This window comes from Devosia ginsengisoli, from assembly GCF_024707105.1.
Taxonomy (GTDB): Bacteria; Pseudomonadota; Alphaproteobacteria; order Rhizobiales; family Devosiaceae; genus Devosia; species Devosia ginsengisoli_A.
In genome coordinates, this window is record NZ_JANQAJ010000011.1 from 279,152 (window position 1) to 296,206 (window position 17,055).

The 17,055-nt window shown below is 63.4% G+C and carries 17 protein-coding genes; 3 read left to right on the forward strand and 14 right to left on the reverse strand.

The genetic code is table 11. The annotated features are described in order from the left end of the window. Positions 1-64: 64 nt before the first annotated feature. From aroA to NVV79_RS15410, 11 genes are all read right to left on the reverse strand, one after another. Positions 65-1,333 carry a 3-phosphoshikimate 1-carboxyvinyltransferase gene (aroA, locus tag NVV79_RS15360; protein ID WP_303991255.1) on the reverse strand — a complete coding sequence of 423 codons (1,269 nt, stop codon included), beginning with the start codon at positions 1,331-1,333 and terminating at the stop codon, positions 65-67. Between the two features lie 271 nt (positions 1,334-1,604). Next, the gene (locus NVV79_RS15365) at positions 1,605-1,985 is read right to left on the reverse strand and encodes an iron-sulfur cluster assembly accessory protein (RefSeq protein ID WP_303991256.1); all 381 of its coding nucleotides are present in this window, start codon (positions 1,983-1,985) and stop codon (positions 1,605-1,607) included. 51 nt (positions 1,986-2,036) lie between these two features. After that, positions 2,037-2,432: an SUF system Fe-S cluster assembly protein gene (locus NVV79_RS15370; RefSeq protein WP_303991257.1), complete on the reverse strand. Its 396-nt coding sequence runs from the start codon at positions 2,430-2,432 to the stop codon at positions 2,037-2,039. Between the two features lie 12 nt (positions 2,433-2,444). Continuing rightward, complete coding sequence (locus tag NVV79_RS15375; protein WP_303991258.1) at positions 2,445-3,665, reverse strand: cysteine desulfurase; 1,221 nt, start codon at positions 3,663-3,665, stop codon at positions 2,445-2,447. A 162-nt stretch (positions 3,666-3,827) separates the two neighbouring features. Continuing rightward, positions 3,828-5,036 (reverse strand): Fe-S cluster assembly protein SufD, encoded by a 1,209-nt coding sequence (sufD, locus tag NVV79_RS15380; RefSeq protein WP_303991259.1) that lies wholly within the window; start codon positions 5,034-5,036, stop codon positions 3,828-3,830. 3 nt (positions 5,037-5,039) lie between these two features. Beyond that, positions 5,040-5,789: a Fe-S cluster assembly ATPase SufC gene (gene sufC / locus NVV79_RS15385; protein WP_146292949.1), complete on the reverse strand. Its 750-nt coding sequence runs from the start codon at positions 5,787-5,789 to the stop codon at positions 5,040-5,042. A 54-nt stretch (positions 5,790-5,843) separates the two neighbouring features. After that, the gene (locus NVV79_RS15390; protein WP_303991260.1) at positions 5,844-6,344 is read right to left on the reverse strand and encodes a cupin domain-containing protein; all 501 of its coding nucleotides are present in this window, start codon (positions 6,342-6,344) and stop codon (positions 5,844-5,846) included. Then, positions 6,341-6,727 carry a cupin domain-containing protein gene (locus tag NVV79_RS15395; RefSeq protein WP_303991261.1) on the reverse strand — a complete coding sequence of 129 codons (387 nt, stop codon included), beginning with the start codon at positions 6,725-6,727 and terminating at the stop codon, positions 6,341-6,343. The genes NVV79_RS15390 and NVV79_RS15395 overlap by 4 nt, the downstream gene beginning before the upstream one ends. After that, the gene (locus NVV79_RS15400) at positions 6,724-7,239 is read right to left on the reverse strand and encodes a cupin domain-containing protein (RefSeq protein ID WP_303991262.1); all 516 of its coding nucleotides are present in this window, start codon (positions 7,237-7,239) and stop codon (positions 6,724-6,726) included. Before NVV79_RS15400 ends, NVV79_RS15395 begins: the two co-directional genes overlap by 4 nt. A 1-nt stretch (position 7,240) precedes the next feature. After that, entirely contained in the window at positions 7,241-8,740 is a 1,500-nt protein-coding gene (gene sufB / locus NVV79_RS15405; protein ID WP_303991263.1) for a Fe-S cluster assembly protein SufB, read from the reverse strand. Between the two features lie 67 nt (positions 8,741-8,807). Then, on the reverse strand, positions 8,808-9,938 hold the full coding sequence (locus tag NVV79_RS15410; protein WP_303991264.1) for a cysteine desulfurase family protein: 1,131 nt from the start codon (positions 9,936-9,938) through the stop codon (positions 8,808-8,810). Between the two features lie 288 nt (positions 9,939-10,226). On the opposite strand from NVV79_RS15410, the gene NVV79_RS15415 reads away from it, so the two are divergent. Continuing rightward, positions 10,227-10,889, forward strand: coding sequence for an alpha/beta hydrolase (locus NVV79_RS15415; protein ID WP_146288983.1), 663 nt, complete (start codon positions 10,227-10,229; stop codon positions 10,887-10,889). Positions 10,890-11,019: 130 nt separating this feature from the next. Then, entirely contained in the window at positions 11,020-12,270 is a 1,251-nt protein-coding gene (tyrS, locus tag NVV79_RS15420) for a tyrosine--tRNA ligase (RefSeq protein ID WP_303991265.1), read from the forward strand. Here the strand turns inward: tyrS and NVV79_RS15425 are convergent. Genes NVV79_RS15425 through NVV79_RS15435 form a run of 3 tightly spaced genes read right to left on the reverse strand, consistent with a single transcriptional unit; the run spans position 12,267 to position 16,326 of the window. Further along, positions 12,267-12,587, reverse strand: a complete 321-nt coding sequence (locus NVV79_RS15425; RefSeq protein WP_303991266.1) for a type II toxin-antitoxin system RelE/ParE family toxin — start codon at positions 12,585-12,587, stop codon at positions 12,267-12,269. The two genes, tyrS and NVV79_RS15425, sit on opposite strands and share 4 nt — an antisense overlap. Beyond that, positions 12,587-12,871: a type II toxin-antitoxin system ParD family antitoxin gene (locus NVV79_RS15430; RefSeq protein ID WP_303991267.1), complete on the reverse strand. Its 285-nt coding sequence runs from the start codon at positions 12,869-12,871 to the stop codon at positions 12,587-12,589. Before NVV79_RS15430 ends, NVV79_RS15425 begins: the two co-directional genes overlap by 1 nt. 59 nt (positions 12,872-12,930) lie before the next feature. Continuing rightward, positions 12,931-16,326 carry an AsmA-like C-terminal domain-containing protein gene (locus NVV79_RS15435; protein ID WP_303991268.1) on the reverse strand — a complete coding sequence of 1,132 codons (3,396 nt, stop codon included), beginning with the start codon at positions 16,324-16,326 and terminating at the stop codon, positions 12,931-12,933. 232 nt (positions 16,327-16,558) lie between these two features. On the opposite strand from NVV79_RS15435, the gene NVV79_RS15440 reads away from it, so the two are divergent. Then, positions 16,559-17,047 carry a peroxiredoxin gene (locus tag NVV79_RS15440; RefSeq protein WP_303991269.1) on the forward strand — a complete coding sequence of 163 codons (489 nt, stop codon included), beginning with the start codon at positions 16,559-16,561 and terminating at the stop codon, positions 17,045-17,047. Positions 17,048-17,055 lie beyond the last annotated feature (8 nt).

The window sequence follows — 17,055 nt, forward strand, 5'->3', positions numbered from 1 at the left end:
CCATGCGCCTCCCTCCCCTTGATGGGGAGGGAGTGAGGGTGGGGTGGCCAACACGCGCTGAATCCTAGGTGGCCGGCTGCAGTTCCACGCCCAGCCCCGCCAGCATGTCCCAATATTCCGGGTAAGTCTTGCCGGTGCAGGCGGGGTCCAGAATAGTGATGCCGGGCAGCTTCAATCCCGCCAAAGCGAAGCTCATGGCGATGCGGTGATCGTGGTAGGTCTCGATGCGGGCCGGGCGGCTGCGCGCGGCCAGGTCAGGGTCTGACGCGACCACGAGATCATCCCCCTCCTCCGTGCCGAGGCCGGGCAGGATGCGGTTGAGCTCGTTGGCGACGGCGCGGATGCGGTCGGTTTCCTTGACGCGCAGATTGGCGATGCCGGTGAAACGCACCGGGTGGTTGTTGAAGGCGGCCAGCACGGCGAGCGTCGGCACGGCATCCTGCATCTGGCTGCCGTCGATGACGGCAGGCATGTTCGGGAATTGCGCGATGACGGCCTGTGCGGCGGCGTCCGGCTGGGTGAAGGCGTCGGCGGCGACGCCGAGGTCGATCTTGCCGCCGGTGAGCGCCTCGATGCCCCAGAGATAGGTGGCGGCCGAGGCGTCGGGCTCGATCAGGAAATCACTGGCACTGTAGCCGGTGGGCTGGACCAGCCAGGTGCCGGCATCGAGTTGTTCCACCTCGGCACCGAAGCTGCGCATGGCAGCGAGGGTCAGGTCGACATAGCCGCGGGCGCCGATATCCTTGCCCGTCAACGCCACGGTGATGGCGCCATGGCCCAAAGGCGCGGCCATCAGCAAAGCCGAGACATATTGGCTGGAGAGGCCCGCATCGATCTCGACGCGGCCGGAGCCGAAGCTGCCATTGCCGTGAATGGTCACCGGCGGGCAACCGGTGGGGCAGATGGCGTCGATGCCAAGCGAGCGGAGCGCCGTGACCAGCGGGCCGATGGGGCGCAGGCGCATTTCCTCGTCGCCATCGACGATAACCGCGCCATCGACGGTGGCGACAGCCGCCGTGAGGAAGCGCGTGGCGGTGCCGGCATTGCCGAGGAAAAGCGGACCGGAGGGCTGCTGCAGGCGGCCGGTGCTGGTGACGGTGAAGCTCGTGGCGTCCGGCTCGTCCACGGCCACGCCCATCTGCCGCAAGGCGGCGGCCATCAGGGTCGTGTCCTTGCTCTTGAGCGCGCCGGTGAGGCGGCTGGTGCCGTTGGCCAGGGCGGCGAGCAGCAGGGCGCGATTGGTGATGGATTTGCTGCCCGGTGGGGAAACGCGGCCGACAAGCGGGCGGTTGGGCGGGACGATGGTGAGGGCGGGTGGAACGGGGCTGAGCATGGCGGGATAGATGCCTCAGCGTGGTCCCGGATGCAACTGGTTGCGAAGGGGATACCCCCTCCTAGCCTCCCCCTGATAGGGGCAGGAACAGATCGAGCCTGGGAAGCGCCTTGATCTCTCCACGCACACGGTGTCATCCCGGCCTTGAGCCGGGATCCATCCTGAGATGCTGGCAATTAAGCTGAACGACCTTGCGGCTGTGGCGCGATCTCGAGATGGGCCCCGGCTCAAGGCCGGGGTGACATCGAGTTTGTGGGGCGCTCTAGCGCAACTAGGCCCCTGCCCGGGCCTCGGCGATGGCTTTCAAATCCGCCGGCGCGAGGGTGACGCTTTCACCGCAGCCGCAGGCGCCTGTCTGATTGGGATTCTTGAAGGTGAAGCTGGAGCCCATCTTGGACTGTTCGAAATCCATCACCGTGCCGAGCAGATACATGGTCGCCTTGGGATCGACCCAGACATTGACGCCCCGGTCTTCGACATGGTCGTCGCCGCTGACCGGCTCGCTTACATAGTCCATGGTGTAGGACACCCCGGCGCAGCCGGCATTCTTGATACCGACGCGCAGGCCCACGACGGGTGAGTCGGAATCTTCGATGATCTCGGTGATGCGCTCGGCGGCGGCATCGGTCAACGACATGATCTTGAAGGCCATGGGCGAACTTTCTATCGGCATTTCACGATATATAGCGTGAAACGCGCCGGATTACCACCAGTTCAGGGCCACCTGGGCCTCTTCGCTCATTCGTGAAGCGTCCCAGGGGGGATCGAACACCATGTTGACCTCGACATCCTGGATGCCTTCCACGGCACGGGCGGCGTTTTCCACCCAGCCGGGCATTTCGCCGGCCACCGGGCAGCCCGGCGCGGTCAGCGTCATGTCGATGGTCAGCTTGCGATCGTCGTCGAGATCGACCTTGTAGATCAGGCCCAGCTCGTAGATGTCGACCGGGATTTCCGGGTCATAGACGGTCTTGAGCGCGCCGATCAGGTCGGAGGTGATGCGCTCCACTTCCGCTTCCGGCAGGGCGCCGGAAACGTTGGGGGTGATCCGGTTTTCGGGAATGGCCGGAGCGGGCGCGATTTCAGTTTCGTCAGACATAGATAGCCTCGCTTACGCGAAAAATTTCTGGGCGCGGGTGATGCCGTCCACCAGCGCGTCCACGTCGTCCTTGCCGTTATATAGGGCGAAGGAGGCGCGGCAGGTAGAGGTGACACCGAAACGTTTGAGCAGCGGCATGGCGCAATGCGTGCCGGCACGGACGGCAATGCCGTAGCGGTCGAGAATGGTGGCGACGTCATGGGCATGGGCGCCCGCCATCTCGAAGGAGAAAATGCCGCCCTTGCCCGGCGCGGTGCCGATCAGGCGCAGCGAATTGATGCGGCTGAGGCGTTCATGGGCATATTCGGCGACCTCGTGCTCATGGGCGGCGATGGCGTCGCGGCCGAGGCTTTCCATGTAGCCAAGCGCTTCGCCCAGCCCGATAGCCTGGACGATGGGCGGGGTGCCGGCCTCGAAGCGGTGGGGCGGCTCGTTATAGGTGACGGTTTCCATGGTCACGACGTCGATCATCTCGCCGCCGCCCTGATAGGGCTGCATTTCGGCAAGGAGGTCGTATTTGCCGTAGAGCACGCCGATGCCGGTGGGGCCGTAGAGCTTGTGGCCGGTCATGACGTAGAAATCGGCGTCGAGCGCCTGGACGTCCACTGATGTATGAACGGCGCCCTGGCTGCCGTCGATCAGCACCGGAATGCCCTTGGCATGAGCGATCTCGATGACCTGCTTTATCGGGGTCACCGTGCCCAGCACGTTGCTCATATGGGTAACCGCGACGATACGGGTCCGGTCGGTCAGTGCGGTGGCAAAGGCGTCGAGATCGAAGCTGCTATCGTCGCGGACATCGACCCATTTGATGACCGCGCCCTTGCGTTCGCGGTGGAAATGCCACGGCACGATATTGGAATGGTGCTCCATGATCGTGGTGACGATCTCGTCCCCTGCCCCGATGCGGGGGCCGGCAAAGGAGGAGGCGACAAGGTTGATCGCCTCGGTGGCCGACTTGGTGAAGACGATTTCTTCGGGACGCGCCGCATTGAGGAACTTTTGGGCCGCGTGGCGGCCGCCTTCATAAGCCTCGGTGGCGCGATTGGCGAGCGTGTGGAGGCCACGATGGACATTGGCATATTCGTGCCGGAAGGCATGGTCCATGCGGTCGAGCACCTGCACCGGCTTCTGGGCGGAGGCGCCGCTATCGAGATAGACCAGCCGGTTCCCGTGGATCTGCTCACTGAGGATCGGGAAATCGGCGCGGACTTTTTCGAGGTCGAAGGTCATTGCAAGTTCCGTGGGCGGGACACCCCCACCCTTGGTCCCTCCCCACAAGGGGGAGGGAGACGATGTGGCACGTTTCGCGTCACACTGAACTGTCGGCTCTTGTGCATCCCTCCCCCTTGTGGGGAGGGAGTGAGGGTGGGGGTGGCCCCCCCACCCACCGGCTTACTTCCCCAGCAACCAGCCATCCACGATGCCGTGCAGGGCTTCCGCCAGGGCTTCATCTTCGATCGGGTCGACGAGTTCCTCGATGAAGCCGCGGACCAGCATGGTTTCGGCCTGATCTTTCGGAATGCCGCGGCTGGTGAGATAGAACATGGAGTCTTCGTCCAGCTTGCCGCAGGTCGAACCATGGCCGCAGACGACATCGTCGGCGTAGATTTCCAGCTCCGGCTTGGAGAGGATTTCGGCTTCGTCCGAGAGCATCAGGCCCTGATGCATGAACTTGGCATCGGTCTTCTGCGCGTCGCGGGCCACCACCAGCTTGCCCTGCACCACGGCCTTGCCGCGGCCGCGGGCGACGGACTTGAACAAGGGCTGGGACGAGGTATGCGGCACGGCGTGGCTGGCATCCATGGTGATGTCGGCATGCTGGCCGTCGACCACCAGGTTGAGGCCGGTAATGTCGCCATGGGCGCCGGCGCCTTCATAGCGCGGGAAGAGCTGGGTGCGGGCCAGGCCCGCGCCGGCATGGATGACCAGCGTGCGCAGCTTGGCGCCCTCGCCCACATGATATTCGTTGCTGGCGAAGTGGCTGGCTGATCGGGGCGACAGGTCGATGGTGATATGGGTCACCACGGCATTCTTGCCGAGCACCATATAGGTGGCGTGATTGCCGACATGGGCCGCATCGGAACCCGAGAAGGTTTCGAGAATGACGGCGGAAGCGCCATCGGCCACGAAGACCTTGAGCGAATCCGCGACATGGGCGGCCTCGCCCTCGCTGCGGCGGTCGATCTGGATCACCGGATCGACGCTGTTTTCCAGCGTCAGGGTCAGGCTCTCCCTGGCGAAGGCGCCATTGAGATGGACCAGCACGTCGTCACGGGTGGTCAGCACGCCGCCGGCGGCCTTGCCGACGATGACGCCGGCCGGGGCCGTGGAGGCGGACTGGATGACGCCATTGGCGATCATCAACTGATAGGCGCCGGGAACGCGCAGAGCGGGCGCACTGGCTTCATTGGCGGCCTGGGCCAGCGGCGGGATGGACCGCAGCAGGGTTTTCAGGTCGGTATAGTGATAGCTTTCGACGCGGCGCGTCGGCAGGCCGGCAACGGTGATCCGTTCGGCGGTCGCGTCGGCGCCCACGCTCTTGAGCTGGGCGATCAATGTATCTTCGGCTGCTCCGAGCCGGACGGGCATGGTCTGGCGCATGGGTCAGGCCGCCGCGCCGTCGAAGTCGGCATAACCCTTGGCTTCGAGCTGAAGCGCCAGGTCCTTGTCGCCGCTTTCGACGATCCTGCCATCGGAGAACACATGCACCACATCGGGCACGATGTGGTTGAGCAGGCGCTGATAGTGGGTGATGACCAGCATGGAGCGGTTATCGGCGCGCAGGGCGTTGACACCCTTGGACACGACCTGGAGCGCATCGATATCGAGGCCGGAATCGGTCTCGTCGAGCACGCAGAGAGTCGGCTTGAGCAAAGCCATCTGCAGGATCTCGGCGCGCTTCTTCTCGCCGCCGGAGAAGCCGACATTCAGCGGGCGCTTCAGCATGTCGGCGTCGATATTGAGCTGGGCGCCGGCTTCCTTGACGGCGCGCATGAAATCGGGCGTCGAGAGTTCACCCTCGCCGCGCGCCTTGCGCTGGGCGTTCATGGCGGCCTTGAGGAAGGTCATGGTGGCAACGCCGGGGATTTCGATCGGGTACTGGAAGGCCAGGAAAATGCCGGCGACGGCGCGCTCGGCCGGTTCCATTTCGAGGATATTCTCGCCATTGAGCAGGATTTCGCCTTCGGTGACCTCATAGTCCTCCTTGCCGGCCAGCACATAGCTCAGCGTGGACTTGCCCGAGCCGTTGCGACCCATGACGGCATGGACCTGCCCGGCCGGGATGGTGAGGTTCACCCCCTTGAGGATTTCGCGCTCTTCGATGCGCGCATGCAGGTTGCGGATTTCAAGGATCGGGGTGGTCATCGTTCGGTCTCCAGTCATTCGGTTCAGACGGCTGCGTCGCCCTCAGGCGCCGGGTTCGCCGTCCCAGTAATCAAGGTGGTTCTGGCCTTCGCGGCCGCAATGGCGCAGGCGACGATCGGCAGAGCTGCGGCTCGTCACTTGGAATTTTCCCGAGTCCGGGTATTCGCAGACTTCGGTATCGGCATTGTTGGCAATGCCCAGATATTTGAGCGTCACCGACCCGGTATTGAGGATCTGGTGTGCCGTTTCCGGGCCGCCATTGGGCGCACCGAGCACGTCGCCGGCCTTGAACGGCAGGCGCTGGTCGCCGAAGCGATAGGTCCCCTCGCCTTCCAGCACGATGAAGAGCTCTTCTTCGACGTGGTGACTATGGAAGGGGCAGCTCGATTTGCCCGGCGGCACTTCATTGTAGCTGATGCCCAGGGTGCGCAGGCCCAGCAGCTTGCCGAAGGACGTATCGGCAGACTTGTAGAGACTGCCCTGCTCCCAGGCATCGAGCGCCAGGCCAGCAAGCGAAACGACGGGGTTACGGGTTTCGGTCATGCCCTTACCCCCGTTGGCGCGGTATAGATGTGGTCATCGACATTGCCGGTATTGCGTGCGCCGATGGCCGCGATGAACAGCACCTCGGCCTCGCTGTCGGCAACGGTGCGATGCTCGATGCCGCGCGGCACGACGAAGACCTGCCCCGGACGAACGGTAACCGTGCGATCACGGAATTCGACGCGCACCTCACCCTTCCAGCCGATGAAGACCTCGTCATAATCCTCATGGAAGTGCCAGGGGAAGTCCCCCTGCACCTTGACGATACGCAGTTCCTGGCCGGTGAATTCGGCGGCGACGCGCGGACGCCAATGCTCGGTGATAAGCGCCATCTTCTCCGCGATATCGACGGGCTCAGCCATGATGGTGGCCTGCTGGTTCAAGGTTTTTCTCCCTCGCCCATGTCTTCGCCTTCCCAATAGTCCAACGGGCTCAGCTTTCCGGCGATACTGAAGACCGACATCGGCTCCTTGTCGTTGCCATGAGCTATGTCGACGGACACACGGCCCGTGTCGGGATATTCGATGACATCGGCGCGGCCGTGATTGGCAAAGGCGACATAGCGCAATTCGGCATCGCTCGAATTGATGATCTGGTGCGCTTCGCCGCCGGCCGGGGCGCCGATCAGGTCGCCGGCCCTGATGGGCAGGCGGCGGTCACCGATGCGGTAGGTGCCGCTGCCGGAGACGACGAAGTAAAGCTCGTCATTGCCGTGGTGGCGATGATACGGCCACGCCGTCTTTCCCGCCGGCACGACATGCAGCGTCGCCCCGATCTGGGTCGTGCCGAGCGCACCGTCAATATCGCCCAGAGCGGCCTCGAAGCGAGGACCGCTATGGAATGTGCGCGTCGGCACATCAGCGATATTGATGATGTCGCGGCGAGCGGCGGTCATGTCAGCCCACGCTGCCTTCGAGGCTGATCGAGATCAGCTTCTGGGTTTCGACCATGAATTCCATCGGCAGGTGCTGCAGCACGTCGCGGACGAAGCCGTTGACGATCAGCGCCACGGCTTCCTCTTCATTGAGGCCGCGCTGCTGGCAATAGAACATCTGGTCGTCGGAAATCTTGGACGTGGTGGCTTCGTGTTCGAAGACGGCCGTGCCGTTACGGCTCTCGATATAGGGAACCGTGTGGGCACCGCATTTGTCGCCGATCAGCAGGCTGTCGCACTGGGTGAAGTTGCGGGCATTCCTGGCCTTGGCATGGGCCGAGACCTGGCCGCGATAGGTATTGTCCGAGAAGCCGGCGGCAATGCCCTTGGCGATGATGCGGCTGGACGTGTTCTTGCCCAGATGCAGCATCTTGGTGCCGCTATCGACCTGCTGATAGCCGTTGGAAATGGCGATCGAGTAGAATTCGCCGCGCGAACCGTCGCCACGCAGGATGCAGCTCGGATATTTCCAGGTGATGGCCGAACCGGTTTCGACCTGGGTCCAGGAAATCTTGGAATTGACGCCGCGGCAGTCGCCACGCTTGGTGACGAAATTGTAGATGCCGCCCTTGCCGTCCTTGTCGCCGGGATACCAGTTCTGGACGGTGGAATACTTGATCTCGGCATTGTCGAGCGCGACCAGTTCCACCACGGCGGCGTGAAGCTGGTTTTCGTCGCGCATCGGGGCGGTGCAGCCTTCGAGATAGCTCACATAGCTATCGGCCTCGGCGATGATGAGCGTACGCTCGAACTGGCCGGTCTTCTTCTCGTTGATGCGGAAATAGGTCGACAATTCCATCGGGCAGCGGACGCCCTTGGGGATGTAGACGAAGGACCCGTCGGTGAAGACAGCCGAGTTCAGCGTGGCATAGTAGTTGTCCGAAACCGGGACCACCGAGGCCAGGTACTTCTGCACAAGCTCGGAATGCTCGCGGATGGCTTCTGATATCGAGCAGAAGATGATGCCGACCTTGGCCAGTTCCTCGCGGAAGGTGGTGACGACGGAGACCGAGTCCATAACCGCATCGACAGCCACCTGCGGGCGTTCGACGCCGGCCAGGATTTCGCGCTCCTTCAGCGGCACGCCGAGCTTGTCATACATGGCGATGAGGGCCGGATCGACCTCGTCGAGGCTCTTGGGCGCCGGCGACGACTTGGGCGCGGCGTAGTAATACATGTCCTGCAGGTCGATGGCCGGATAATGCACCTTGGCCCAGGTCGGCTCGGTCATGGTCAGGAAGCGGCGATAGGCTTCGAGGCGCCAGTCGAGCATCCACTGGGGCTCGTTCTTCTTGGCGGAGATGAAGCGGACGGTATCTTCGCTCAGGCCCTTGGGGGCCATGTCGGATTCGATATCGGTCTCGAAGCCGTATTTGTACTTGTCGACGTCGAGCGCCAGCACCGATTCAACGGTTTCGCGATCGATCTCTTCCTTGAGCGTCGGGATATCGTAGTCCGCCATAGTGGCTTCTCCTATTTGCTGGCAGGCGATTCAAGGTCGCCGCAAGCCGTCTAAACTCTATGGCGGCTTATGCCGCCTGCCCCTGCCGCGCCCGGTGGCGCTCAAGGACGGATCGGTAACCGGCGAGGAACGCGTCAACGTCGTCACCGGTGGAATTCCAGCCCAGGCTGACGCGCAGGGCGCAATCGGCCAGTTCGGGCGCCACGCCCATGGCTGCCAGCACATGGCTCGGCCCGACCTTGCCGGACGAGCAGGCCGAACCCGACGAGACGGAAAGGCCCAACAGGTCCAGCCCCATCATCGCCGTCGCATTCTTGACGCCGGGCACGGCGAAATTGACGACATTGCCCAGGCGATTGGCGCCAAAGATCGTGGCATCCGCAGGCAGGCCTGCTTCAAGCCGCGCGATCAGCGCCGGAACATCGGCCGCAGCATAGCGGTCGGCAATGGCTGCCGCCGCCGCGCCAAAGGCCGCGATCAGCGCCGCCGCCTCGGTGCCGCCGCGCCGGCCCTGCTCCTGCCCGCCGCCCGGAATCAGCCGGACGGTGTCGGCATGAGCCTTGACCAGCAGCGCGCCAATACCCGATGGCGCGCCGATCTTGTGGCCGCTGACAGCCATCATATCGGGTGCCGAGGTGGCAAAATCGAGGGGCAGCTTGCCAAAGGCCTGTACCGCATCAATAAAAAGCGTGTGACGCGTCGGCCCGACCAGGGCATTGATGCGGGTCATGTCCTGCACCACGCCGGTCTCGTTGTTCACCCAATGGAGGGCAACCAGCAGATTGCCTTCCGCCATGGCGATCACACCGGCCAGTTGATCGAGATCAATGCGGCCGTCGGGCAGAAGCCCGATTGATTTGACCGGCAGGCCCGTGGCTTCGGCAGCCTTGGACACCGCCGCATGTTCCCCGGCGCTGATCACCACGGCGCCTGCCGCAAAGGCCCTGGCGCCGCCGACAACTGCCTGGGTGATGGCTTCGGTGGCCGAGCCGGTGAAGACGACTTGCTTGCGCTCGGCGCCCGCAAGGGCCGCCACCTGCGCGCGGGCCGTATCGATGAGGTTGCGTAGGGCACGGCCATGGCCATGCACCGATGAAGCATTGCCCACCAGATCGAGGGCAGCGATGAGCGCCGACCGCGCCTCCGGCAGAAGCGGGGACGCGGCACTATGATCAAGATAGATCGCCGGTCTCGTCATCGGTTTCCCGTGTGGCGCATGCGCGCTGGTCATGCCTTCCATGCCCGGGCCGAGGCGCTGACGCGCCTGCTGGCTCAAACACTTCTTGAAATTTGCCGCCCAACTTCATTACAAGGGGCGCTCTTACAGGCCGCAGAGCGGCTGAAAACCGAGTTTCGAATAATTCTAAACTAGATTTTGCGACCCATGTTTTAGGGAGCGGAACGGGCTTAGTCAAGCCGCAACGCCGCCACAGGGGACCTCCGCAAACCACACCAACAGAGCCGAACGGCCGGAAGAAACAAGACCATGCCAGAAGTGATCTTCAACGGGCCCGAAGGGCGTCTCGAAGGCCGGTACCAGCCGGGCAAGGAGCCCAACGCGCCCATAGCGATCGTGCTGCATCCCCACCCGCAATTCGGCGGGACGATGAACAACCAGATCGTCTACAATCTCTTCTACATGTTCGCCGAGCGCGGCTTTGCCGTGCTGCGGTTCAACTCGCGCGGCGTTGGTCGCAGCCAGGGCATGTTCGACCACGGCATTGGTGAACTCAGCGACGCCGCCGCGGCGCTGGACTGGCTGCAGGTCATCAACCGCGAGTCGCGCGGCTGCTGGATTGCCGGCTTTTCCTTCGGCGCCTGGATCGGCATGCAGTTGCTGATGCGCCGGCCGGAAGTGGAAGGCTTCATTTCGGTGGCGCCGCCTGAAAACCTCTACGATTTCTCGTTCCTGGCTCCCTGCCCGTCCTCGGGGCTGATCATTCACGGCGACAAGGACCGCGTGGCGCCGCCAAGCTCGGTGCAGAAGCTGGTGGACAAGCTCAAGACACAGAAGGGCATCACCATCGAGCAGCAGATCGTGGAGGGGGCCAACCACTTCTTCGAGGGCAAGGTGGATGAGCTGACCGCCAGCTGCGCCGAATATCTCGACCGTCGCCGTCAGGAGATCGCCGACGGCGGCGGGCGCTAAGTCAGGGCGCATAGCTGCGATCTTTGGAGGAACCTCATCCTGAGCGTATCGAAGGACGAGGTTCCGGGTGCACCGACCTCGTGGTTCGACAGGCTCACCATGAGGTCTCAATAATCTCGGCGATTGTCACATGACCAAGTTCAAATCCGATTTCCTGCGCGTGCTCGACGAGCGCGGCTTCATTCACCAGATTTCCGACCCCGAGGGGCTCGATGCGCTGGCTGCCAAGGGCAAGATATCCGGCTATGTCGGCTATGACGCCACGGCGACCTCGATCCATATCGGCAACCTGATTTCCGTCACCATGCTCTACTGGCTGCAGGAAACCGGCCACCAGGCGATCAGCCTGATGGGCGGGGGCACTTCGATGGTGGGCGATCCGTCGTTCCGCGACGACCAGCGCAAGCTGCTCACGGTCGAGCAGATCGAGACCAATATCGAGAGTATCAAGAAGGTCTACGGCAATATCCTCGACTATGGCGGGTCCAACCCGGCCCTGATGGTCAACAATGCCGACTGGCTGCTCAAGCTCAACTATGTCGAATTCCTGCGCGATGTGGGCCGGCATTTCTCGGTCAACCGCATGCTGAGCTTCGATTCGGTGAAGCTGCGGCTCGACCGCGAGCAGTCGCTGAGCTTCCTCGAATTCAACTACATGATCATGCAGGGCTACGACTTCACCGAACTGAACCGGCGCTACGGCACCGTGTTGCAGATGGGCGGCTCGGACCAATGGGGCAACATCATCAACGGCGTGGACCTCAACCATCGCATGGGCGGCGAGCAGCTTTATGCGCTGACCACGCCGCTGCTGACCAAGGCCTCGGGCGAGAAGATGGGCAAGTCGGCGTCAGGGGCGGTTTGGCTCAATGGCGACCTCTTCAGCCCCTATGATTTCTGGCAATATTTCCGCAATACGGAAGATGCCGATGTCGGAAAATTCCTCAAGATCTTCACGCGCTTGCCGCTGGATGAGATCGCGCGTCTCGCGGCCCTTGGCGGCAACGAGATCAACGAGGCCAAGAAGGTGCTGGCGACCGAGGTGACGGCCATCGTGCATGGCCGGGAGGCCGCCGAACAGGCGGCGGCGACGGCGGCGAATACCTTCGAGGCCGGTGGCATTGATCTGTCGCTACCGACGGCAAACGTGTCGAACGCGGAGCTGGCTGGCGGGATCGGTATCCTGGCGGCGCTGGTGACAGCGGGGCTGGCCGCATCGAACGGCGAAGCCCGCCGACACATCCAGTCCGGCGCGGTGCGCGTCAACGATGCGGTCATCGAGGATGACAAGCTGAGCCTGGGCACGGATGCACTGCTGAGCGAGGGCGTCATCAAGCTCTCGGTCGGCAAGAAGCGGCATGCGTTGATCAAGCCGGTTTAGTCGTCGTCGCTCTCGGTGGTCAGGACGGATTGCCAGTTTTGACCGCCGTAGACCACGCGAAGTACGGTCACGCGATCATCCTGCACCCGGAAAGCAACGCTGGCCGATGCGGCAATGCCGATGACGCGCAGGCCCTTGGCAACATCGTCTCGGACCGTGCCGCGCTCACTGGCATGGGCGAGACCTGCGAGACGCTTCTTGATCCGGGCCAGATAACGCTGCGCAACGGCTGCTGAAGCCTCCTCGCGCAGCCAGGTGGATATTGCCGCCAAGTCGGCCAATGCCTCAGGCGCCAGCACCACGCGGCGCTTCCGCATCAAGACGCCTTTTTCGTTTCACGGTCTTCAATGAGCGCGTCTAGCTGATCAAAGGCATCGTCCAGTGGAATGGCGCGTTCGGGATGCGCTTCCATCTTTAAGACTACCGGCAGCACGGCTTCTTTCAACCAGCGATCCTGTGCTGCATCGCGCTCCTGCATAGCCCGCAGCCCTGCGCGAACCACTTCGCTTCCCGTTGCAAAGCCGCCAGCGGCGACCTTGGCGTCGATATAGGCAGCTTGTTCTTCGGTGAGACTGAACGAGCGTTTTTGTACCTTGGACATTTCGCACCTCACTGGGACGACAATAACACGTTGGTACGAATTTGTCATACCGCTCTCGGCTACTGCGCGGGCGGCTGTTCCTTCGCGCGGAACTCGAACAGTTCCCTGAACGCGCCCGGAACCAGCATTGACAGTGGGTTGATGCGGAACTGGGGATTGTCCAGCGGGCCTTGCACGGCGAAGGTCACGCCGACGAGGCCTTCGCCCTCGCGCCCGCCGAGAAGCGGGCCAAGGATGGGGATCTGCTGGAAGGCGTTGTTGAGGCCGAAGAGCGGGACATAGGTGCCGACCAGGTCGTATTGGCGCTGGTTGGTATAGATGAAGCCGCGCATGGTGCCGCCGACCGTGTCGCCGCTCAGCACGGCGTCGGTCACCTCCACACGGTCGGAGCGGCGCTGGAAATCCACCTGGGCCGCGTCGAAATCGAGGCGGTTCTGGCGGGCGATGGCGGCGCGGGAATCGGAGTGATTGCCCAGGACCTGGGCGACGTTGGCCTCGTCGACAATGGCGAAATCGCGCATCAGCAACTGGCCGGCCTCGGCGTCGAGATCGCGGTCGGTGGTGAGGACGAGGCTGCCGGTGCCCCCGGCAAGCTGGGAATAGACGCCGAGCAGCCGGAGGATGGTGCCGGCATCGTTGAAGGCGACGGAGAGCGTGCGGCCCTTGGGCGCCGGATTGGTGGTGACCGACAGCGCATTGCCGTCGCTGAACTGGGCCGTCAGGTTGGCGCGGCGCATGTCGCTGCCGCGCAGCAGCAGGTCGAGATCGAGGTTGAAGGCCGTGGTGGCGTAATAACCGAGCGCCCGGTCGAGATTGACGTCGAGAGCGATGGTCTGGTCGAACTGGGTGGACTGGACCCCGCCGGCGCCCTCGCCCAGCCCGAAGAACTGGCGCAGCATGGGCTTGAGATCGAGCTGGCTGCCATTGATGCGCACGGCATAGCCACCGTCGATCGGTGTCATGGCCAGTTCGGCGCGGTCGCCATTGCTGAGCCCGAACTGGCTGAAATTGGCCGATTGCAGGCCGTTTGTGGCGTGATAGGTGATGCTGCCTATGGCCCGGACGGTGCCGAACGACAGGTCGATATTGTCGAGAATGGTCACCTCGCCCTGCGGGCGGATGGTGGCGCTGAGTGTGCCGGAAGTGCCGGCAGCCTTCCTGATGCCGATATCCTTGATATTGAGCGCTGCATCCTTGAGGTCGACGGCCATTTGCAGGGCGCCATCGGCCAGCGGCTGGGCGACGAAGCGGACGCGGCCGGAGAGGAATTCAGAGGCGTCGAACCCCATGGAGGCCAGGTCGGCCACGTCTATGGTCGAGGCCAGGCGGAAGGTCGGGTCGGTGGTGGGGGTGCCCGATATTTCGACTTCGGCTTCCATGCCGTCGATATCGGCCGTACCGCCAAGCTGGTAGCCTTCCTGGGAGGCGCTGAAGGCCAGTTGTCCATTGTCGATATGGCGATCCTGGATCGGCTTGGAGCTGGCAAAATTGGCCACGGTGCCGTTGACGACATAGTCGATATCCATCGGCCGGCCGCTGGCTTCGTCGGCAAGCGTGATGGTGGCGACCAGGCCGAGATCGACCGTACCGGTGATGGATGCGAGATCGATCGGCAATTGCGCATTGGCCAGGGCGTCGGGCTGCTGGGCATTGGCCAGGTCAAGCAGCGCCGGGATCGGCGCGTTGATATCGCCGGATATTTCAAAGATGCGTTCGGCCGGGTCGGCATTGTCCATGACCAATGCCGGGTTGCTGACGCGGATTTCGCCGACGCTGGTGGTCAGCTTGCCGCCTGCAGCCGAGATGATGACGTTGCTGTCATCGACCTGCAGGCGCGTTTCGCCGTCGATGGCGATGGGAGCCATTTCGGCGGTCGGCTTGATGGCGACGCCGGTGCCGATCATGTCGATCTGCATGCTGTTGTCGGGCAGCGGCTTGTCCTCGCCCTCGAGTCCCAGCGTTCCGACGGGAAAGCGGAAATCCATGCGGGACTGCGCAACGGTGCCTTCGGTGACATTGGCGACGAACCAGTCGCGGCTGTCGCCGCCCATGATATAGGGCCAGAGACGCTTGAGGTCGTCGGCGCTGACGCCCTGACCGGCTACCGTCATGTCCAGGCCCAGACCGGCCTGCAGCATATCGATGCGGCCGGTGGTCTCGACCGTCGCATCGCCCTTGCGGGCGAGGAATCGGTCGATGCCGAGGGCGCCGTAAAGCGGAGCCGACCAGCCGGAAAATTCCATCGTGTCGAAGGGTTCGGCCGGCGCCGCCATGTCGTTGGGGTGGATCACCACGTCGCGGGCCTTGAGGGATATGCCGACGGTGGGGCCAAAAGCCTGGTCCAGCCCCATGGCGAAGATGCCCGAGACATAGGCGCTGCTCTGACCAATCTGCAGGGCCGCTTCGTTGAGGATGAACTGCCCGGTTTCCGGCTCCCAGGCGATATCCAGGATCGAGCTGGCGATGGGGAAATAGGCTTCTGATATGCGCAGGTCGAGGCCGGTCAGATCGATCCTGAAGCGGCCATCGACCAGCTTGCCGGCAGCGGGCTCGAAATTGACATCGATGGACAGCGCCCCTGCCCCGCGTATGGCGGCGAGGCTGGTGGGGTCGTCGATGAAGGGTAGGACGGCGGCGAAGTCGATATTGGTGACATCGGCTTCAAGCCGGGAATTGCCGTCATCGCCGAGCGTCCGCGAGAGGCTGCCGGTCATGGTGCGGCCGCCCAAAGTGGCCGAGAAGGTGCCTGATGTGTTGCGGCGATCGCGCGAGGGGCCGATTTCGAGATTGATGGCCTCGAAGCGCCGGAACAGGCCATAGACGGAATCGCTCATATCCACGACGCCGTCGCGGATGACGAGCCTGGAAAAGCGCCCCTGGGCGGCCTGCTCGACAATGTCGGCAATGCCCTGCTCGCTGGCCTCGAGATTGTAGATCAGCCATTCGTTGTCCGAGCGCATGGCGATGGGCTGGTCGCCGCCTGCCATGCCGACGCCGCTGGTAGAAATGCCGACAGCGGGAAACGTATCCTCGCCCTCCTGTACGCGCACCGTGGGCAGGCCGCCTGCGGGATCATCGAGCAGTTCGAAACTGGTGATGCGGGGGCCGAACAGATCCTGCACCATCTGGATATGCGGCCGCACGATGGTGATGGTGGCGCCGGGCTGGCCGAACAGGGCACGGGCCGGTGAAAAACCGACTTCGAGCGCGTCCACGGCAATATGGGCGCCCGATTTGCTGTCGGTCAGGGTGACGGGCGTGAACTGGATGACCGGCCAGACGCCCTTTTCCAGCGCCAGTTTCATCTCGCCCATATCCAGTTGGGAGGTGGGCGGCAGCATTGACTGGACCAGCGAGCGCACCGCCTGGCCGGCAAAGGGCAGCGGCAAAGGCGTGATCAGCAGGACGAGATAGAGCAGCAAGGCCAGGACGCAGGGAATGCCGAGCACCCACACGGCCAGTTTCGCTGCGTGTCGGGCAGGAGGCCGTTTGCGCTGCGCAGACGGCGTAACCGAAGTGTCTGCGGGTAAGGTTGACGCGCTCACTTGCTTCCAGAAAAGAGGCTTGCCGTGGTCTGCCGAGACCTCGAGAATCAACCGCAGAAGGCGGTCACTTGCCCAATGATACCGGCTGGACTATGGCACTGACACCACATTGTGACCCGCAAGTGCTGAATGGAAGGTTTGCATGGCCGATTTGACCGAAGGCGACCGCGCTCCCGATTTCACCCTGCCGCTCGACGATGGCAGCACATTCCAGCTTTCGGCGCAGCGCGGCAAGCCGGTGGTGCTGTATTTCTACCCCGAAGACGATTCGGGCGGCTGCGTGGACGAGAACAAGGAATTCTCCGAGCGGGCAGCAGCTTTCGCCGAACTGGGCGCCAGGCTGGTCGGCATTTCGCCCGACACGATCGAAAGCCATATGAAATTCCGCAAGAAATACGGGCTCGCGCTGCCGCTGGCGGCCGACCCCGAGCATCAGGCGATCGAAGCCTTCGGGCTGTGGAAGCTCAAGAAGCTCTATGGGCGGGAATTCATGGGGCTGATCCGCACCTCGTTCATCATCGATGCCGAAGGGCGGGTGGCGCGCATCATCCGGGCCACGCGCATTCTCGGCCATGCGCAGAAAATGCTGGAGGCGCTTGAGGCGCATGTGGCGGGCGCCGCCCGGAAATAGCCTTTATT